The organism is Vibrio sp. 1249-1 (genome assembly GCF_033340495.1).
The window spans coordinates 217,846-235,178 of record NZ_JAWOWJ010000004.1; the positions used below are offsets into that span (position 1 = coordinate 217,846).

Annotated in this window: 17 protein-coding genes; 13 read left to right on the forward strand and 4 right to left on the reverse strand. The window is 43.8% G+C overall.

Annotated elements, in window-relative coordinates:
• The first annotated feature begins 166 nt into the window (after positions 1 to 166).
• The 7 genes from R7Z50_RS09890 to R7Z50_RS09920 all read left to right on the forward strand — a co-directional run bounded on the left by R7Z50_RS09890 (position 167) and on the right by R7Z50_RS09920 (position 9,719).
• Positions 167 to 535 (forward strand): hypothetical protein, encoded by a 369-nt coding sequence (locus tag R7Z50_RS09890; protein WP_025998718.1) that lies wholly within the window; start codon positions 167 to 169, stop codon positions 533 to 535.
• Between the two features lie 9 nt (positions 536 to 544).
• Positions 545 to 1,894 carry an HlyD family type I secretion periplasmic adaptor subunit gene (locus R7Z50_RS09895; protein WP_318149050.1) on the forward strand — a complete coding sequence of 450 codons (1,350 nt, stop codon included), beginning with the start codon at positions 545 to 547 and terminating at the stop codon, positions 1,892 to 1,894.
• A 3-nt stretch (positions 1,895 to 1,897) separates the two neighbouring features.
• Positions 1,898 to 4,129 carry a response regulator gene (locus R7Z50_RS09900; RefSeq protein ID WP_213965128.1) on the forward strand — a complete coding sequence of 744 codons (2,232 nt, stop codon included), beginning with the start codon at positions 1,898 to 1,900 and terminating at the stop codon, positions 4,127 to 4,129.
• The gene (locus R7Z50_RS09905; RefSeq protein WP_213965127.1) at positions 4,104 to 5,528 is read left to right on the forward strand and encodes a TolC family protein; all 1,425 of its coding nucleotides are present in this window, start codon (positions 4,104 to 4,106) and stop codon (positions 5,526 to 5,528) included. Before R7Z50_RS09900 ends, R7Z50_RS09905 begins: the two co-directional genes overlap by 26 nt.
• Positions 5,518 to 7,104, forward strand: a complete 1,587-nt coding sequence (locus R7Z50_RS09910; RefSeq protein WP_318149051.1) for an ABC transporter transmembrane domain-containing protein — start codon at positions 5,518 to 5,520, stop codon at positions 7,102 to 7,104. Before R7Z50_RS09905 ends, R7Z50_RS09910 begins: the two co-directional genes overlap by 11 nt.
• Positions 7,101 to 9,239, forward strand: a complete 2,139-nt coding sequence (locus R7Z50_RS09915; protein WP_213965126.1) for an ATP-binding cassette domain-containing protein — start codon at positions 7,101 to 7,103, stop codon at positions 9,237 to 9,239. Before R7Z50_RS09910 ends, R7Z50_RS09915 begins: the two co-directional genes overlap by 4 nt.
• 105 nt (positions 9,240 to 9,344) lie before the next feature.
• Positions 9,345 to 9,719, forward strand: a complete 375-nt coding sequence (locus tag R7Z50_RS09920) for a hypothetical protein (RefSeq protein ID WP_005375619.1) — start codon at positions 9,345 to 9,347, stop codon at positions 9,717 to 9,719.
• A gap of 26 nt (positions 9,720 to 9,745) precedes the next feature.
• Here the strand turns inward: R7Z50_RS09920 and R7Z50_RS09925 are convergent, their stop codons facing one another.
• The 3 genes from R7Z50_RS09925 to R7Z50_RS09935 form a co-directional block, all read right to left on the reverse strand.
• Positions 9,746 to 10,636: an RNA polymerase sigma factor RpoD/SigA gene (locus R7Z50_RS09925; RefSeq protein ID WP_213965125.1), complete on the reverse strand. Its 891-nt coding sequence runs from the start codon at positions 10,634 to 10,636 to the stop codon at positions 9,746 to 9,748.
• Positions 10,637 to 10,968: 332 nt separating this feature from the next.
• Positions 10,969 to 12,411 carry a diguanylate cyclase domain-containing protein gene (locus R7Z50_RS09930; protein WP_132936358.1) on the reverse strand — a complete coding sequence of 481 codons (1,443 nt, stop codon included), beginning with the start codon at positions 12,409 to 12,411 and terminating at the stop codon, positions 10,969 to 10,971.
• 204 nt (positions 12,412 to 12,615) lie between these two features.
• Positions 12,616 to 12,903: an alternative ribosome-rescue factor A gene (locus tag R7Z50_RS09935; protein ID WP_017821594.1), complete on the reverse strand. Its 288-nt coding sequence runs from the start codon at positions 12,901 to 12,903 to the stop codon at positions 12,616 to 12,618.
• Between the two features lie 365 nt (positions 12,904 to 13,268).
• Here R7Z50_RS09935 and R7Z50_RS09940 point away from each other — a divergent pair, with 365 nt between their 5' ends.
• From R7Z50_RS09940 to R7Z50_RS09955, 4 genes are all read left to right on the forward strand, one after another.
• Positions 13,269 to 13,478 carry a cold-shock protein gene (locus R7Z50_RS09940; protein ID WP_005375625.1) on the forward strand — a complete coding sequence of 70 codons (210 nt, stop codon included), beginning with the start codon at positions 13,269 to 13,271 and terminating at the stop codon, positions 13,476 to 13,478.
• 89 nt (positions 13,479 to 13,567) lie between these two features.
• Positions 13,568 to 14,113, forward strand: coding sequence for a YaeQ family protein (locus tag R7Z50_RS09945; RefSeq protein ID WP_005375627.1), 546 nt, complete (start codon positions 13,568 to 13,570; stop codon positions 14,111 to 14,113).
• A complete protein-coding gene (locus R7Z50_RS09950; protein WP_017635869.1) occupies positions 14,100 to 14,642 on the forward strand; it encodes a hypothetical protein in 543 nt (180 codons plus the stop codon). Before R7Z50_RS09945 ends, R7Z50_RS09950 begins: the two co-directional genes overlap by 14 nt.
• Before the next feature lie 111 nt (positions 14,643 to 14,753).
• Positions 14,754 to 15,113 (forward strand): glutaredoxin family protein, encoded by a 360-nt coding sequence (locus tag R7Z50_RS09955; RefSeq protein WP_005375631.1) that lies wholly within the window; start codon positions 14,754 to 14,756, stop codon positions 15,111 to 15,113.
• Between the two features lie 191 nt (positions 15,114 to 15,304).
• Here the strand turns inward: R7Z50_RS09955 and R7Z50_RS09960 are convergent, their stop codons facing one another.
• A complete protein-coding gene (locus tag R7Z50_RS09960) occupies positions 15,305 to 15,931 on the reverse strand; it encodes an OmpA family protein (protein WP_318149068.1) in 627 nt (208 codons plus the stop codon).
• A 282-nt stretch (positions 15,932 to 16,213) separates the two neighbouring features.
• Between R7Z50_RS09960 and R7Z50_RS09965 the strand changes: the two genes are divergently transcribed.
• On the forward strand, positions 16,214 to 16,846 hold the full coding sequence (locus R7Z50_RS09965) for a thiol:disulfide interchange protein DsbA/DsbL (RefSeq protein ID WP_005375635.1): 633 nt from the start codon (positions 16,214 to 16,216) through the stop codon (positions 16,844 to 16,846).
• 13 nt (positions 16,847 to 16,859) lie between these two features.
• Positions 16,860 to 17,333 carry an FKBP-type peptidyl-prolyl cis-trans isomerase gene (locus tag R7Z50_RS09970; protein WP_005375638.1) on the forward strand — a complete coding sequence of 158 codons (474 nt, stop codon included), beginning with the start codon at positions 16,860 to 16,862 and terminating at the stop codon, positions 17,331 to 17,333.

Here is a 17,333-nt window from a genome sequence, read left to right on the forward strand (position 1 = left end):
TTTAGCTAACTGATCGTATTTAGAGGCAGTAAAGGACACCATTTTTAGAAACCAACTTTTTTATACAACTTTTTTCATACCTTTCGAGTTCCATAAAAACAAAAAAATTTGAAAACCCAGTATAAAGATCCTTACTTGTTGTCATTAAAGCAATTAGTGCGGTGGGATAATGATAAATATGACAAATCTGTTGCGCTCAGTCGACAACAGCCATAAAGGGCTGCAATTGCTATTAGGCGATTTTTACCAAGATTTCAGTGACGCAGGGATTGATATTGAGATGCTGCATAAACAAAACCGTTTTGAAGCACTCAGATGTTATTCAAAAAGACTAAAGACCATTCTCGTCTTGTTATGTGATGACGACTTACCACCAAAATTGGCAAAGATTGAACACTTAAACAAACACCATTTCCCTGCTCCTAATGAATTGATCGAGGACGTTAAAACCGAGCTTAACAACGTAAACAAACAAATTAGCCAGCTGTTAAAAATCGAAAATTCAATCGATAGCCGCACAGGTAGTGAATCGTAGGGGTGGCTCATGAGTAATAAGCAAATAGAACATCACCTCAAAAAGGCGCTCGTTTCGAACAACGAAGCTTCGAAGGTAACAACAGACGATACAATCGTGCTAGCCAGTGCAATGACCAGCGTACACAAAACCTTGCTGGTTATCTTTTTGCTTTCCATGGTGGCTATCGCCGTGGCATCTCAGGCTCGTATCGACATTGTGGTGTCGGTGCGCGGTGAGCTATTGCTCGAATCTGACATCGAAAAAGTGCAACACCTTGAAGGCGGTATTCTAGAAGAAATGCTAGTGCGCAAAGGCGAAGTAGTTTACGAAGGTCAGCCTATTGCACGCCTTCGCTCTCTGGATAGAAACACTCAACTCGATACGGTAAACACAGAGATCATTCAGCTAGAGCTAGACAAGATTCGTTACGAAAGCCTGCGCGATATGGTGGAACCCAATTTTTCTGCCTACATCGAAAACTACCCAGAATTAGTGCAAGTCAACATGAATACCTGGCAGCAAGAATTTTCTAAAAACCGTTCCAATGAAGAGTTGATCACTCACGATATCCAACATAAGAATTCGCTTATTGATTCAATGCTCAAGCGCCGTAAAAGCTCCGAGAACCAGCTCTCCTTGATACGCAAGCAGCTCAATATTAAGAACACCTTGTACAAAGAGGAAATGGCGTCTTACGTCGATGTTCTGAATATGCAGGTTCAAGAGTCAAACATGGTGCGTGAGATAGAAAACCTTGATGAGTCGGTCATGAATGAGCGCTTCCAACTCGACAAACTAGAGAAGCAGTACCGAGACTTGGTGGAAAATCGTAATGCCGAGTATCAAGCACAAATCATTCAAGCAAACAAGGACTTAAAGTTGAAACGTATATTACGTCCTCAACACTCAGATAAAGTGGATCGCCTCGTGGTTTACGCCCCTATTGACGGTGTAGTAGATAAAGTGCACTTCAACTTCCGCTCCGCTGTGATACCGCCAGGTGAAAGCATCGCGGACATTGCACCGATCAATAACGCCCTTCATGGAGAGGCGAAGATCCCGCGTAAAGACATGGGTTTTGTAGAAATCGGACAAGCGGTCAAAGTGAAGATGGATACCTACAACTTTGCCAAATACGGATTTTTGGAAGGTCGAATTGCATCGATCAGCCGTTCTTCTTATGAAGAAGAAGACGCTGAATTCTACCTCGCGGAAATCCAAATCAGTCAAAACTATCTAGAGCGCGGAGGTACACAATACAAGCTGTCCCCTTATATGGAGTTTACCGCAGACGTGAAAACAGGTTCACGCCGGGTTATCGAATACGCAGCGAAGCCGGTTATGTCGGCTATCGAAGACGCATTCGATGAGAGGTGATGGATGAGTAGCAAGCCTTCTTACAATATTTCCGTTCCTGTTATGCGCCTAAGCATTGCTTTCAGCTTGATGCTGGCTGCCCTCGCCTTTTATTTGTATATCTCTTGGGACAAAGTGGATTCAGTCGAGAAAGTGCAAAACGCGCCTCTTTTGGTTCAAGCTCAACTACTCAACCAAACTATCGAGTTTGATATTCAAACGCTTCAACGCTGTTTAAGCGCACGTTATTGCAGTACAACAGAGCTTGATTTTGAGGTTCTGAAAGACGAAATTGACCAATTTAAGTCGCTCGCGTCACTCAACAAAACCGAGTTTAGCTTGGTGGGCGCGACCGAATACACGCAGCTTGAACTGGCAATCAATCGCTTCTCAGACAGCCAAAAAACACGCGACGATGTGTTGGCACTGTATCTCTCGCTCACCAATAACTACCTACAAATGGACGACAACTACCGGACCATATTTAACAACCATGCGAGCGACCTAATGATGGAGAAAAACGAGTTCTTCATTTGGTTGTTTGTGGTCGTTGTCGTACTGGTTGGTATCGCAGTGCTATCGAACTTGGTGGCAATCCTTAAGCTGAAAAAATCTAGCTCGAATGAGCGTGACATTGACCAAGAATTCGATGAGCTTTATCAAGAGCTCAAACAACTGGATTTACAAAGGTTGGAAGAGTTGCTGAATGAAGTGAGCATCAATCCGAAGCAGCGTCAGATCTACTCTCACCTAAAACTGATTTTCAGCAAACTCGAAGAACAAAAACGCAATAACGATCTCTACAAGCAGCTCTATGCTCTGATTGGTTACGAGATTCGTGGCATCACCAACACCATTAACGGCGGCGTGCAATATCTCGTTCAAGAGACCGATGAGAGCGGCGTGTTGATGGCGCAAGATATAACCTCGGCTGCCAATACCCTGTCTGAATTGGCAGAGAACTACAACCGACTCATTTCACAAGGGACCGAGAGCAAATCGAAAGAGTTTTCACTGCTGAATGTACTGTCTGAATTGATGATTCACATCAGTTCCAAAGTGCAGCGAAATGAAGGTGAGCTAGACTGCTTTATCTCAGATAACTTACCAAACCGTGTTGAAGGACAATCCACCAGCTTATTCTGGGTGTTGTTCCTTCAGCTATCAAATGCCATCCAACTCAAAGCCGACAAGAAACTGTTTGTCACCATTGAATCAGGTGCGGCGTCAGACATTGAAAATACCCGCCTGACCATCAATCTAAACTTCTTAACCACGCTGGATGTGCCGCTTGCCAAGCTCAATACCCTACACTGGAGCGACCATAAACAGCACACTGCAACCAAAGACGATTTGGCGAAAAGCGTGTTGAAAGATTATGGCTATTACGAGAGCCATTGGTATCAATCGGGCAATCAGGAACGTTTTCAAATTCAGCTCGATTTGAAAGCCAAAAGCTTCCACACCGAGAAAACTCGCTTCGACAATAAGCGCCTATTACTGTGTGCCAACTCTCAGCTGCGCATTGATGTGATGAGCAAAATGTTAGTCAACTTGGGCTTAGAGATTACGCCAATTCGAACGCCGAACGAACTCTTCTCTGCGGCAAAAACCTTTGGCGAATACGATGCCATCATGCTGACCGACACGTTCGAGCCAAACAAGCTGCCCTCACTGAGCAAAACGGTGAAATCGCAACTGCGCAATCACCCGAACACCAAGTTGCTGCTCTCGGTCACTAGCACTCAGCAAGCGCAAGAGAGCCATACCTTTGTCGACAAGATTCTGAACTCCCCTGCGATTCCGTATGAGTTTATCCCCAATCTTTTAGCAATCATGGAAGCGGAAGCCTCAGAAGATCAGATGGAGAACAGCTCATTCCTGATTGTGGAAGATGACCGTGTTCAACAGATTCTACTCAAACGTATTTTGAGCAAGCAAGAATACGAAGCCGACACCGTTGACGATGGCGCAGACGCTGTTCAGCACTTCATGAATCAGCGCTCGGACATCATTTTTATGGACTGCATCATGCCTGGCATGGGCGGTATTGAAGCAACCAAACGCATTCGACAATACGAACAAGAGAGCGGACAAAACCCTTGCACCATCATAGGCGCGACAGCATTGACCAGCAGTAATGAACACCAAGCTTGTATCGAAGCTGGAATGGATTACGTGATCAGCAAACCTTATAAAAACGACGAAATCATCAAGGTGATCAACAAGTATGTGGCGGTACAGAAACTTAACTAGCTGCGTATTGGCAGCGCTTACATTGAGCAATGCTCCTTCGGCAATGGCGACCACCTTGCTTGAGGCGGTCAAACTCGGCTTGGAAAACAATTTATCTCTGCGCGCTAGTGACAAAGGCGTGGAAGAAAACGAATACAACATCGACATTAGCCGTTCTAAGTTCCTGCCTTCTTTAAACGGTGCCGCTGATACAACATGGAATGAAAACGAGACCATATTAACGGGAACACCGGATACGCGTTCTAGCTACAACTCAAACAGCTACAGCGTGTCTTTATCTCAATCGGTGTTTAACCTTGGCGACATCTTCAAATACGGCACCGCGAAGCTTGATTTCAACATTGAAGAAATCAAACACGAGAACAAAATCCAGAGCACTATTTCTGAAATCGCGACGCAATATTTCGAGTACCTGAAAAACAACGCGCAAATCAAAGCCACCAAAGTTGAGCTTAAATCGTCTGAAACACGTGAGCGCCAAATGCGTCGCAACGTGGAACTTGGCAACACTGCGGCGAGCGAGTTGTATGAGGTGATTGCTCAGAAAGAAGGCATTGCCAATCGCTTAAGAACCCTAGAGAAAGACCGACGTGTGATTTTGAACGGTTTAGAGATTCAAGTTCAATACCCAGTCACCCCATCGCAGGACATCTACGAAAGCGTGCCCTTGGCGGAAATCAGCGAATCCGAACAACGCGCGATTCTTGAGCAAGCTTTGAAGCTAAATAACGACTTATTGGTTGCGAAGAAGACGGTAGAGCGCAGCCGAAGAGGCTTGAAAGAAAGCGGTTCAAACTTTGTGCCGACCGTATCGCTCTCTGCCAGTTACCGTTACGACGATGCGAACAACTATGACCGAACCGACCCAACCGCAACAGGGGACAGTAATTCCACCAGCGTCGGTTTGAACTTGAATGTGCCGATTTTCTCCGGTGGTTCGGATTACTACGGTTATCAAAAATCGTCGACTGCTATCGAGCGAACGGAACTACTGTACCAAGATTCGTTGTTCACGACGCGCAATAGCGTTAACACCTCGGTACTCAACATTAATGACTTCTCCCGCGCAATTAGCAGTTACGAGAACATCATCCGAGCCAACTACGCTTCCTACAAAGGCATTCAACGCGCTTACCAGCTTGGTACGCGAACCATTACCGACTTACTGGCAGCGGAAAGTAAACTGTTTAGCGCGCTACGTGATTACGAGAGCGCGCGTTATGACTACATCATTGAATCGATCAATCTTGAGCAAATCAAAGGCATGCTGTCGGTGCAATCCATCGAAAGCATCATGCAGTTGATGAGCGATATCGAAGGCAGAAGCAGTCAAGACTTAGTTCCAAAACACCTTCTCTCCAAACCATCGATTAAGAAAGGAGGTCGCAATGCAAACTGAGCATTTTTCCCAAAAGATTAACTTTGCTGACAAGTGTTACCTGACTTTCTCCACGGTCATCTCGACGCTGTTTGGTTTAGTACTGCCCTTTTCGATTCTGATTATCTTTGACCGAGTTTTACCTAACCAAGCCAAAGACACGCTGTTTCTTCTGTTTGCCATTATCTTGATCACCATCTTCCTCGACTATCACTTAAAGAATCAGGAAGAGAAGATTTCGTCGGTGATCATGAAGCAATTCGAAACCAACTTAACCAACAAGGTGTTTCAATCCATCTGTTTGGCTGAGATATCGAAGTTTCGTCGCCTAGAACCCGGTGAATACTTAGAGCGTATTGCCACCATTCCCGAGATTAAATCCTTCTTTGGCGGAGAATCTGTACGGGCATTGATCAACCTTGCCGTCAGCATACTGACCATTCTGATTATCGGTGTGATCAACATTTGGGCGGGAGTGACCATCTTGCTCGCCTCCATCATTTTGGCGGTGTTCGCACTGAGCCTATCTAAGCAGAAAATCAACAGCTTAGAAAACAAATCCGACATCGAAGGCTTAACTACTTCTAAAATCATCGAGATCATCTCTAGCCCACTCGATATCAAAGCGCGCAATATGGAATATCGCGTTGAGAGCCTCATGACACAAATGGTGGAAGAACGTGAAGTCGAGAACATCAAATATGAGCAAATCGAATCGAACTTCAGCCTTATCTTGTCGCTCATACAACAGCTCTCCATAGCTTGTGTGGTGGTGGTTTTGGCAACGGCAGTTATCAACATGCAATCTAGCCAAGGCATCATGGCTGCTATCATCATGCTTACCAACCGCTACTTCGCGCCATACCAGCAAATAATGCGCACGGTGAGCCGCTGGGAGTTGAACAAGCTTCATATTCAACGTATCGCCGAGCTGCTTGAACTTGCTGCATCTGTAGAACAACAAAATGACACGACAGAAGTCGAGCGCATCTCGGTGAAGTATTCGGAAAAACAACGCATTGAGTTTGAATGCGGTCAGGCTTACTTGCTGACGGGGAAAAGCGGCGCAGGTAAAACCCACCTCGCCAATTGCATTACGCGGCAAAACACCGACAGCAAGCTCGATATCCAAATCAACGAGACACCGCTCGATGACGTCAACTACAACGTCTGGCGTAATAGCGTGCTCATGGTCGACAAAACCAGTTCGTTCGTCGAAGGCACCATCATCGACAACTTGACTTGTTTCCGCCCGAGCTTAAATAACACGGCATTTGCGCTTTGCGAAACCATGAACATCAAGGCACAAATCGATGCCCTTCCCGCTGGTTTTTACACCGAGCTTAAAGGACATTTACGCAACCCATTCTCGCGCCAAGTCACTTATGCCTTGTTGTTAGTGCGTGCCTTACTCGCGAACAAACGTGTGTTGATCTTCGACGACATCGACTGTGTTTATGATGACGACTTTGCTCGATTGGTTTTGACCAGCACCGCCTATCGCGCCAACGACAAAATCCTCATCATCGTCAGCAACAAGATGGACAAACTCAATCATCGCCTCAAACGCGTCAAACTTACCGGAGGTGACCAATGAGTATTTTGGTTGATTTTAATAATGTCCCTCAACGCTTGTTGGACTTTGAGGCTCGCAGTTATGATGAGCGATACAATCAGTCACCTTTGATTCGTGGTTTAGCTTACACCCTCATTGCGCTTGAATGGGAAGGCACGCCTTCTATCCTCAGTGACGCTTTTATCCCTAAACCAAAAGACAGCGACAGTTTTATAGCCACCATTGAACGCCTTGGTTACCGTTGTGACGTCACCAAATTAAAAACGTTGGAGCACATCGAGGGGCACCCTCATCCTTGTTTTATCGAGATAGAAAACCTCACTGCGATTTTCTTGGGCACCAAAGACGGCAAGCTGATCCTGTTTGATTACACCAATAACAACACCATTGAATACCCGCTCTGCAAAAAGCCATGCTTGTTGGTCTCGATCAGCGAATACTCGCGCTTGTTCCGAGAGCCGCCACCTGAATCTCAAGACCGCAGTAACTGGATTAAATACGCGTTTTATCGCTACAACAATGAACTCAAGAGCCTGATTATCCTCAGCTTCGTGGTCAGTATTCTCGGCGCACTCCAGCCCTTTTTTATTATGAGTGTGTACAACTTCGCCTTAACCTCTAGCTCGCAAGCCACGCTTTATTGGCTCACGTTATTTGCTGTGATTGTTGGGTTCTCGGAATACTTTTTCAAGAAAATGCGGGTCAACATCATCGCCACATCAGGGAAGGATTTGGCGGTGCATATTTCTCAAAACGTAATATCCAAACTGTTGTGGCTTCCTTATTCGATGACATCTACCGCTGGTGTCTCTTCTCAGTTAGCGCGTTTGAAAGACATCGACACTTTCCGCCGTTTGGTAACCGCAGAGTCAACATTAAGCTACTTCGACATGCCGTTTGTTATCGTATTCATTATTGCCATTGCTCTTATGTCTGGTACCGCAGCGCTAGTCGTTATGGCGGGGTTGATTCTAATGTTGGTGTTCTGTGTTTATTCTCGTTACATCTACTCGCAAGCCACGTCCAAGAGCTCTCGCGCCAACGCCATGGTTTCTTACCAATGGAATGAGATTCTTCGTGGTATAAAAACCATCCAAGGCTTGCCATTGTTGCGTGTTATCCAGTCCCGCTTTAGCGCATCGCATTTACAAAGCACCAACGATGCAGAACATGTTTCAGTGACTAATAGCAGGGTTCAGGCAGCAGGCGGAAGTTTGATTCAGGTTATTGGTACCGCAAGTATCGTCGCGGCCGTTATCAGCGTGATGGACGGCACCTCCGATGCAGGTGCAATGCTCGCTACCGTAATTTTAGTCTGGAAGGCGTTGGGGCCTATTATGGGCATCTACAACTCTATTTCTAAGTTCCAATCCATTAAGGCGTCTTCTGCGCAAATCAACAACCTTATGGCGATGAATGACGATAAGCTAACGTTAGAGAAAAGCCCCCCTATTCGCCTATTTCAAGGTAGTATCGTCGGCTCTGGTGTGAGCCATCGTTATAGTGGTGCGGCAACAGGTTTAACTAATCTTGGTTTTAAAATTCCACCGGGCGCAAAAGTTGTGATTTGTGGACCAACAGGTTGCGGTAAAACGACGCTCATTTCTATTATCGCTGGGCTAGAGGAACGCTATCAAGGCTCAGTTTCGGTGGACGGTTATAACATCAAACAATTCAACAGTTACCGCTATCGAACCTCGATTAACTACATCCCGTTTAACCTGCATATTTTTGAAGGCTCCTTGGAGACTAACTTCATCTTGCATAATGGGTTAATCCCAACAGAAAAAATGCGTGAAATGGTGAGTTTCTTTGAGCTCGATACATGGTTGCCACAAGGCCTGGACACTCAATTGAGCGTTGATATCTGCAAAAGTTTACCAAATGGTATTCAACAAAGGCTGCGGCTCGCATTAGGACTAGGCAACTGCGAACAATCTTTGATTATCATTGACGAGCCATTTAATGGTGCAGAGCAAGAAAACTCGCACTACTTCAAGCGGTTATTCAGCGACAAACTACTCAATAAGACCGTTATTTTCTCAACGAATGATCCGGGCATGATCTCTACTTCCAATATGAGCTTAGTCTTGGAGCCAGATGGCAACTTGAAGTATTTCGGGTTAACCGATAAGTACTTAAAAAGTCTAAGTTAAGTTCGGAATGTGGTGTGGTTCATCATTCATAATTGAGCACGGTCATTGACAAAAATGTAAACGATGAGACTATTTACTCTGTAAGCGCGTACACTAAGGAATCCGATGTATACATTTGTTGCAGACAAATTGGATGTGGTTTATTTATCAACGATACCAGAAAACTACCAGTTACAAGACTTCGACGTGCCTGAAGAAGAACTCGAAATTCGTGAAATTGTAGAGGTATGGTATGAGTGTGCGTTTCTTCCTGACTTTAACCTTCAACACATCGACATCGAAAACAAAACCGCATTAGTCGAGACACAAGCGCAAGTCGTAAACAACTACACAAGTACGCTCGCTTTTTTACTCAAAAGTCGTACTTATCGCGCAGCACTTAACCGATTATTGAGTGTATGGAGATTGGAGGCAGCAGCTAAAGCACAGCTTGAGCTGCTGTTACTTACGGAAGAACAGAGTAGCAAGCCAGTAAATTAATCGGCTAGGATAAGGGGCTAAAAATCTTAAACCCAACCATCGAATCGGAGACGTTTCTGCACGCGTTCAACCGCCTCTATCTGCATCTGACGAACACGCTCGTTAGACACGTTTAACAACAAGCCTATTTCCGACAAGGTTTTCACTCTCTGGTCAAATAATCCGAATCGATGGATTAAGACTTTCTGCAACTTAGTTGGCAAAGTTTTAATAATATTTTCAATGGCTTGAGTAAAGCACTGGTTTTCACAGTCTTGTTGTGGATCTGGCGTGTACTCACTTTCACACAGTTCAAGAACAAATGGAACACGATGTAGGTCCGCAGTGGTCGATACATCAATAAAACCACTTAGAGCAACAAGTTCATCTATACGTTCTGCTGTCACCCCTGAGCAGCGTGAGAGTTCAGAAATAGACAACTCCTTGCTCTCACTTTTTGACGCATCTAGCTTTTTTAAAGCCAGGCTATTTATCTCTTTGCACACATGAGCAGGTAAACGTACCGTGCGGCCATTGTTCATTAATGCCGCTTCTATATTCTCGCGAATCCACCATACCGCATAAGTAGAAAAACGGTAGCCTGGCTCAGGATCGAATTTATCGACCGCTTTTATCAAACCAATGTTACCTTCTTCTATTAAATCGAGCAGAGTAAAGTTATTGCCTGGCCGTTTGAGGTAGCCTTTTGCGATTTTCACAACAAGTCGAAGATTAGACTCAATCAACATTTCGCGCGCTTCTTCATCACCAGCTCGATTAAGTTTGGCGTAATGCAACTCCTCTTCACGAGACAACAAATCAATGCCCACAATATCTTTGAGATAGTGAGCATAAGGGTCTTTCCCAACTGACAACGATTCTTTCATTGACAGTTCATCCGTGACAGCTCGGAACCTAGCAAAGCATTCGTTGTTCATTCCCCGTCCTTCTCAAGCCAACTTATTTCTTATCTTCTTTAATTGTTTTTGTACAACACTGTATGCATCATACTTTATATGCATTACTTTACACTGAGTGTAGACAGGGGTTCTGATCTTTACCAAGAAATCGCTTATCACTTTAAAACAATTACTGCTTCTATGATAAAAACGTGAGCAGGTGGGGGGTTATATATATGAAAGTGCAAGTATTTGTACGCAAATTGGCCTCAAAGAAAACAACGCAACGTGATCGTTAACGCTTACCACGTTACTCTGACTAAAACTTTGAGGCTTGAGGACGGTTTGAAGTATAGTTGAATTAACGAGATCTAATTCACTTGACGAAGCGCAGGTTGAAGCTGACAGTCTGTTATAACTTGGAAAACTGCACGATTCTTTCCTTCAGACTTACCTTGATACATCAACTCGTCAGCATCTTGCAAGCTCACGATGTGGGTAAACTCAGGATAGTAAGCACAGCCCAAACTGATACTCAAATGAATTGCTTGTCCGCCCAGTATAACAGGCTGATCGTAAACGGCTTTACAAAGCATATTGGCAAAATTGAGTGCTTCTCGCTCTGACAGAGACGACGTAACGAGTGCGAACTCTTCTCCTCCAATTCTCGCCAATGTCATTCGGTCATCAGTCATCGACTTAGCGGCTTCTGCGATGGCAACTATTGCTCGGTCTCCAGCAAGGTGGCCATATCGATCATTGATTGATTTAAAATCATCAATATCAAACACCATCACCGTTAAGTTTCGCTTCAAATGATTCAGTAGCGCCAATTGCTCAATCAGGTGTCTACGGTTGTATAGCTTTGTGAGAGAATCCGTCAACGTCATCTCCAGCAATTGCTGATTGGCAATCGTTAATTGCCTTGTCCGAAGAGCAACCATACGTTTGAGGGCAAAAATATGATAAAGCGTTGCAATCGCCATAATGAAAATAGCAATAGGGAAAAGATAAAGTGGATAAACCGTTTTCACCACACTCCAACGGGTGAGGATCCGCTCACGATCCGTATCGATGACTTTTTCAAACGCTCTTGATACCTCTAAAATGGAAGTTGCACTGTGCATTCCTGCTGCAATCCGAAGATCTTTACTATATAAGCTAATTGTCGGGACAAACATACCCGCTCCCGGCGTGGTTGCCATATAAAAGTTAGCAACTTGCAGGTCTGCAACAAAGTACAGCACCTTTTTATCGACGGCGGCTTGTATCATCGAATCATTGTTAATGTATTCTGCGATAGGTGCATTCGGATAATTCGTCTGAACAAACTCAGACTCGTAACTTCCTTTAACAACGCCAATTGGCAGCGTCATTTCGCCAGTTAAAACACTCCTGATATCAACCGAAAGTACATCTTTATTTACGTACAATTTGGTTTGGATAGGCATTATGACGGCGCCAAAGTCCATATACTTCGCTCTTTCGGGCGAGTAGACAAGTCCTCCGTGAAAGTCAGCCTTACCCTCTTTTACGGCTTGCAAAGAAGCATCCCAATCCAAAAGGAGAAACTGAACGTCAATTTGGTTGTTCGCCGCGTACTCTTTCCAAAAGTCGATTAAAATACCTTTAGGTTCACCATCTGGGCTAAGGTAAGAGAACGGCTTCCACGCTTTGGAGTTAGCAACAATTAAAGAATGAGACTCTGATTTGTGCGCATGCGCCATCGGACAAATGGACAGCCACAGTAGTAATAAAGAAGCACACGCTTTTTTACATTTGCAACCATAAGTACCATAACTCGTCGATGACATACCTACTTCTCACCAGTCTTTTTAAACCATAATCTCGGCTGTTTGATTAGACTAAAGATATAGTAGAGTTGCATAAGACAGGAAGTGACGCTTATTGATATGAATCTAACTTAGTAAGTTTTAGTACTTAATTGGTACTTTCAACGCCTGGTTCGCTGAAGCAGTTGAAGCAGTTGAAGCAGTACATGATAAATTAGGAATAACTTATCTGGTACTAAAAAATTGAATATCATCAGTTTTGCAAACACCTAGTACCAATAAAAAAGCCCTATTCAAAATCCACCTTGGGGAGAACTTTGAATAGGGCTCTTTGCCTCTATGCTTCATTTTACGGCTGAAGCTACCTTTACCTTTTTTCGCTTTAACGACTCGTGTTTGGAACAGCTGACTGGTAACAACCGCTTTTAACGCGTTATCTTTGATTTCACCTCTGCCGAAGTCGGTCTCATGTTGTGAGCCACTCGGTTGAGGACTGATTTTACGCTTTGCCATAAATCCTCCTTAATGGTCGAACCAGATTGGACAATAATTATATAAATAAGTCAAATTTATAGATTTAGTTGAATTTTATGCTAAAAAACTTCACATCACCGTCATTTATTTGAAATTTAATCAAAAACATGCTGGTTAAATAGTGACTAAATACAAATATTTGTCCATAAAGCACTAATATATGTTGACTCTTCGTGGAATTAACCTAGACTCAAACACGGCTAGAAAGAAAGTTCTTTGTTTTCACATTTCGTTGGATTACTTGTAACCCGTCGTCCTGTGGTACGCAATAGCAATTTATTTTTCCACGCTATAAGCGCCGTTGAGGCGAAAGATTACATTATTTAGATATTTAGGAAATAGACATGTCTAACACAGCTACTGGCACAGTTAAGTGGTTCAACGAAACTAAAGGCTTCGGTTTCATTCAACAAGAAAACGGTCCTGACGTATTTGCTCACTTCTCTGCAATCACTGGTGACGGCTTCCGTACTCTAGTTGAAGGCCAGAAAGTAGAATTTGTTATCTCTCAAGGCCAAAAAGGCCCTCAAGCAGAGCAAATCAAAGTACTTTAATTCTTAAAGAATTTGATACGATAGCCAGCTTTTAAAGCTGGCTATTTTTTTGCCTAAAACTTATTTTGCCAACAAAACGATATAAATCTATGGCTCTTAAACCAACCATTTACAAATTTCGTATCGCCATTTCCGATATGAATAATGACTATTACGATTCTAAAAATCTAACTATCGCCCTTCACCCTTCTGAAAAGCCGCAACGAATGTTGGCTCGCATTCTAGCTTACTGTTTAAATGCTCAAAGCAATCTAGAGTTTACAAAAGGACTCTCTACGATTGAAGAGCCTGATTTATGGCATGTTGGCGATGATCAAAGCATTACTCACTGGATTGAAATTGGCGAACCAGAACCAGACAGAATTAAGAAAGCTTCTCGCCTCGCAAAGCATGTAAAAGTTTACACTTATAACACCAAAGCGGCTGTCTGGTGGGACAAAATGTCAGGAAAGTTCTCAATGCTTCCCGTCAACGTAGAGAGCTTTGACTATGACGCTATCGACTTGATTTGTCAGCATCTTGACCGAGGTACTAGCCTTTCTGTTATGATTACTGGCAGCTCAATTTTTGTTGATATCAATGATCAACATATCGAAGTAACGGTGAAGGAACTAAAAAACCATGACGTCTCTTAGTGAACTGAGTCAAGAGATGGGATTTGAAGAAATCCCCTTTGTTAAAGAACATAAAGCAGCAAAGCGACGTTGGTTAAAAGAACAGTCACAACTATTTACAAAAGTTTGTGAGAACAAACCCACAACAGCACCTACTCTTCACCTGCTTGGCCTTTTGACCAAATCACATATTGAAGCAAGTGCTAACTACGAGCAACATGCTCACTCTACCCAGCGTATGCAGCAAGTTCTGACTGACTCCTTGGGTAATGAGCACGCGGATAAGTTTACTAACCAATCTGCTGAAGACCTAATCTTAGTCACCCACCTTTGGTTATACACGCAAGGCTATTTAAATATGGATTTCAGCTTGGCGCACGATCATGCCGAGCAGACTCAAAATACATTGCAGCACGAACTTGTCATGAAACGCATGGACGTTGATGCATTCAGAACCGAACTCATGCAAAGTTTTTATCAAGGTAAAGAAGCCCGTCCGGCTTCAGCAAGTGGCTTTTGGGGTTGGTTTAAACGTCTATTTTCCGCATAAAATACATGGTTTTATCCATTTCAAACAACTGATAGACTTCACGCTCAGTGCAACAAGCATCATGATTGCATTCTTAAAGGACAATTACCCAATGAACATCAAGGGATCATTATGAAGTTTATCCGTTGGATTTTAGGCAAGGTTATCTTATTGCTGAACGCGGTGTTCTCACCTCGTGGTATTAAGCGCACCGCAGAAGAACAGCAACGTATTGATGAAAAAGCGAAACAATACGCACTTTACCAATTTGAAGCCTGCCCTTTTTGCGTAAAGGTCCGCCGTGCAATGAAGCGTCAATCGGTGAACATTGAGCTACGTGATGCAAAAAATAACCCGACTCATCGAGCTGAACTAGAGCAAGGTGGTGGGCGAGTTAAAGTCCCTTGCCTTCGTATCGAAAAAGATGGCGAAACACAGTGGTTATACGAGTCATCTGACATCGTCGCTTACGTTGAAAAAGAATTTGCCTAAGTTCCCCCTATGAACATTGGCGGATGTAAAAGAGGCACCTAACGGTGCCTCTTTTCTATTTTTTCTAGCTAAATGTTGCCGTGCGAGCTTTCCTTATTCAGTCTTCTTGCTCAACTCCGAACTTAAACTCCACTAAGCAAATAACGGGTATGTGAGAACAACACAACGAAGATTACCGCCTAACGTCTGCGTTATTCATCCACGATCAATGTTAGCTCTACGCGCCGATTGCAAGCTTTACCACTCGCTGTCGCATTGCTGCACTTCGGTACATACTCTCCGAAGCCTCTAGAAAACACTCGTTGACGTGGAATACTCGTCGCCAATAGTTGTTTTTCTACTTCACGAGCTCGCTTTTCAGATAGCGTGTCATTGAAGCTTTCAGCTCCCGTGCTATCCGCATGACCATCAATCACGACATCAACATCAGTTCTTCCAGCCAGATAGTGACCAATGTTTCGAATCCAGTCTTGAGATTGAGCAGATAACCGTGCAGAACCCGTTTGAAAATGCACTTGCTCTTTCAAACGTATCATCAGGTGACCACCACTGAGCGTCTCGTGAGGAATGTTATGCCTGCTCAGGAACATTTCCAGAGAGGTCACGTTTTGCGACTTTTTTACTGACGCCCTCGCCGTTTGATATGAACGAGGGGAAGAAGCCACATTGGATGCGCTCGGGTATCCCCATTCTGGGTGTCTCAGCTCAGTGTTTGATTTAGGAGCTGTATCTAAAATGTTCCCAACTGGGACCATATCTTGATCGAGGCTACTGCACCCGGCCAGAATGCCACAAACAATTAAAAACCAATGCTTCATACCATTACCAACGTAGAAAAACTCTTGTTCATTGTGTCGACAAAACACGCCGAATCTTTAGCGCTTTTGTCCACCGATTGGTTTGTCTATGCAGCGTTCATGCCACTGGAGTCAATGCAAAATCATCTCTCAAATAAAAAGCAACACTAAAATACCCTACCCTTGCAGCCCATACGTCAGGCAAAGTCTGTTACCAATGGTCTCACTTTATTGTTATTTAATGGTTTTAGTCACTATCGTTAACCGATAAACTAACGCAAATTTCTCATTTAGAGCACTACTATGTTAAAAACCATATCGAAAGGCTTTGCTGTTGTTGTTGCCGTAATGGCTTTGTCGGCATGCGATAGCGGCAAGAGTCAGCCTCAGCAAGGCAAACAATACGAAGTTTTGCCAGTATCCCTTGAAGAATATGATTTAGCTCCCCTGACTGAAGCATTCTCTTTAACTTGTGGCCACTGCCGCTCAATGGAAGAGTTTGTCCCTCAAATTGAATCATTGACCGATCAAAGCGTTGAAAAAATGCATGTAACGTTCAATGAAAGTGCACAAGTGAGCGCCATCATCTTCTATACTGCCGTAATGCAGCTTGAATCAACACCAGATAAAGCGTTTATGGCGGATCTTTTTACTGCTGTGCAAATGGGTGCCGATGCAACGGCTGAGGAACGCCAAATCGCTGTTGAGAAAGCCTTTGAGTCTCGCAACCTTATCAGCCCTTACCATTTAGATGAAGCACAGCAAAAAACGCTGTTTGAGTACATCACTAAGGCAGAAGCGATCACGACTCGCGGCCAAATTAACTCCGTTCCAGCCTTTATCGTAAACGGAAAATATCAAGTGATTACTGGTGGTCATGACAGCGTTGAAGCCATGGCAGAAACCATCAACTTTTTGCTAAAACAACCTAAATAGACAAGGAGATCACGTGTCTAAATTTTTGTTTCCTCTTATTATTTTTATTTTGGCGGGCTTTTTCATTTACCGTACTTGGACAAACCATAAAGTAGCAGATGAAAACTTTGCCAAAGGCCAAGCATTCTTACTAGAAAATGCGAAAAAAGAAGGCGTTATCACAACAGAAAGTGGCCTTCAATACATGGTTCTTGAAAAAGGCGAAGGTGAGGTTCACCCAACTGCAACAAGTAAAGTAAAAGTACACTACCACGGCACCCTGATTGATGGCACGGTATTCGATAGCTCTGTTAATCGTGGTGAGCCGATTTCATTTGGTCTTAACCAAGTCATTAAAGGCTGGCAAGAAGGTCTACAATACATGGTAGAAGGTGAGAAAATCCGCCTTTTCGTACCAAGCACGCTTGGCTATGGTAAGAGTGGCTCTGGCCCAATTCCACCAGCAAGTGTTTTGATCTTTGATGTTGAGCTGCTAGAAATTCAATAA

Excerpts from the sequence above, each read along its gene's own strand:
- R7Z50_RS09965 (WP_005375635.1), top strand. The coding sequence starts at position 16,214 with ATGTTAAAAACCATATCGAAAGGCTTTGCTGTTGTTGTTGCCGTAATG.
- R7Z50_RS09930 (WP_132936358.1), bottom strand. The coding sequence starts at position 12,411 with ATGTCATCGACGAGTTATGGTACTTATGGTTGCAAATGTAAAAAAGCG.
- R7Z50_RS09905 (WP_213965127.1), top strand. The coding sequence starts at position 4,104 with ATGTGGCGGTACAGAAACTTAACTAGCTGCGTATTGGCAGCGCTTACA.
- R7Z50_RS09925 (WP_213965125.1), bottom strand. The coding sequence starts at position 10,636 with ATGAACAACGAATGCTTTGCTAGGTTCCGAGCTGTCACGGATGAACTG.
- R7Z50_RS09960 (WP_318149068.1), bottom strand. The coding sequence starts at position 15,931 with ATGAAGCATTGGTTTTTAATTGTTTGTGGCATTCTGGCCGGGTGCAGT.
- R7Z50_RS09920 (WP_005375619.1), top strand. The coding sequence starts at position 9,345 with ATGTATACATTTGTTGCAGACAAATTGGATGTGGTTTATTTATCAACG.
- R7Z50_RS09955 (WP_005375631.1), top strand. The coding sequence starts at position 14,754 with ATGAAGTTTATCCGTTGGATTTTAGGCAAGGTTATCTTATTGCTGAAC.
- R7Z50_RS09915 (WP_213965126.1), top strand. The coding sequence starts at position 7,101 with ATGAGTATTTTGGTTGATTTTAATAATGTCCCTCAACGCTTGTTGGAC.
- R7Z50_RS09940 (WP_005375625.1), top strand. The coding sequence starts at position 13,269 with ATGTCTAACACAGCTACTGGCACAGTTAAGTGGTTCAACGAAACTAAA.
- R7Z50_RS09910 (WP_318149051.1), top strand. The coding sequence starts at position 5,518 with ATGCAAACTGAGCATTTTTCCCAAAAGATTAACTTTGCTGACAAGTGT.
- R7Z50_RS09935 (WP_017821594.1), bottom strand. The coding sequence starts at position 12,903 with ATGGCAAAGCGTAAAATCAGTCCTCAACCGAGTGGCTCACAACATGAG.
- R7Z50_RS09895 (WP_318149050.1), top strand. The coding sequence starts at position 545 with ATGAGTAATAAGCAAATAGAACATCACCTCAAAAAGGCGCTCGTTTCG.
- R7Z50_RS09950 (WP_017635869.1), top strand. The coding sequence starts at position 14,100 with ATGACGTCTCTTAGTGAACTGAGTCAAGAGATGGGATTTGAAGAAATC.
- R7Z50_RS09945 (WP_005375627.1), top strand. The coding sequence starts at position 13,568 with ATGGCTCTTAAACCAACCATTTACAAATTTCGTATCGCCATTTCCGAT.
- R7Z50_RS09900 (WP_213965128.1), top strand. The coding sequence starts at position 1,898 with ATGAGTAGCAAGCCTTCTTACAATATTTCCGTTCCTGTTATGCGCCTA.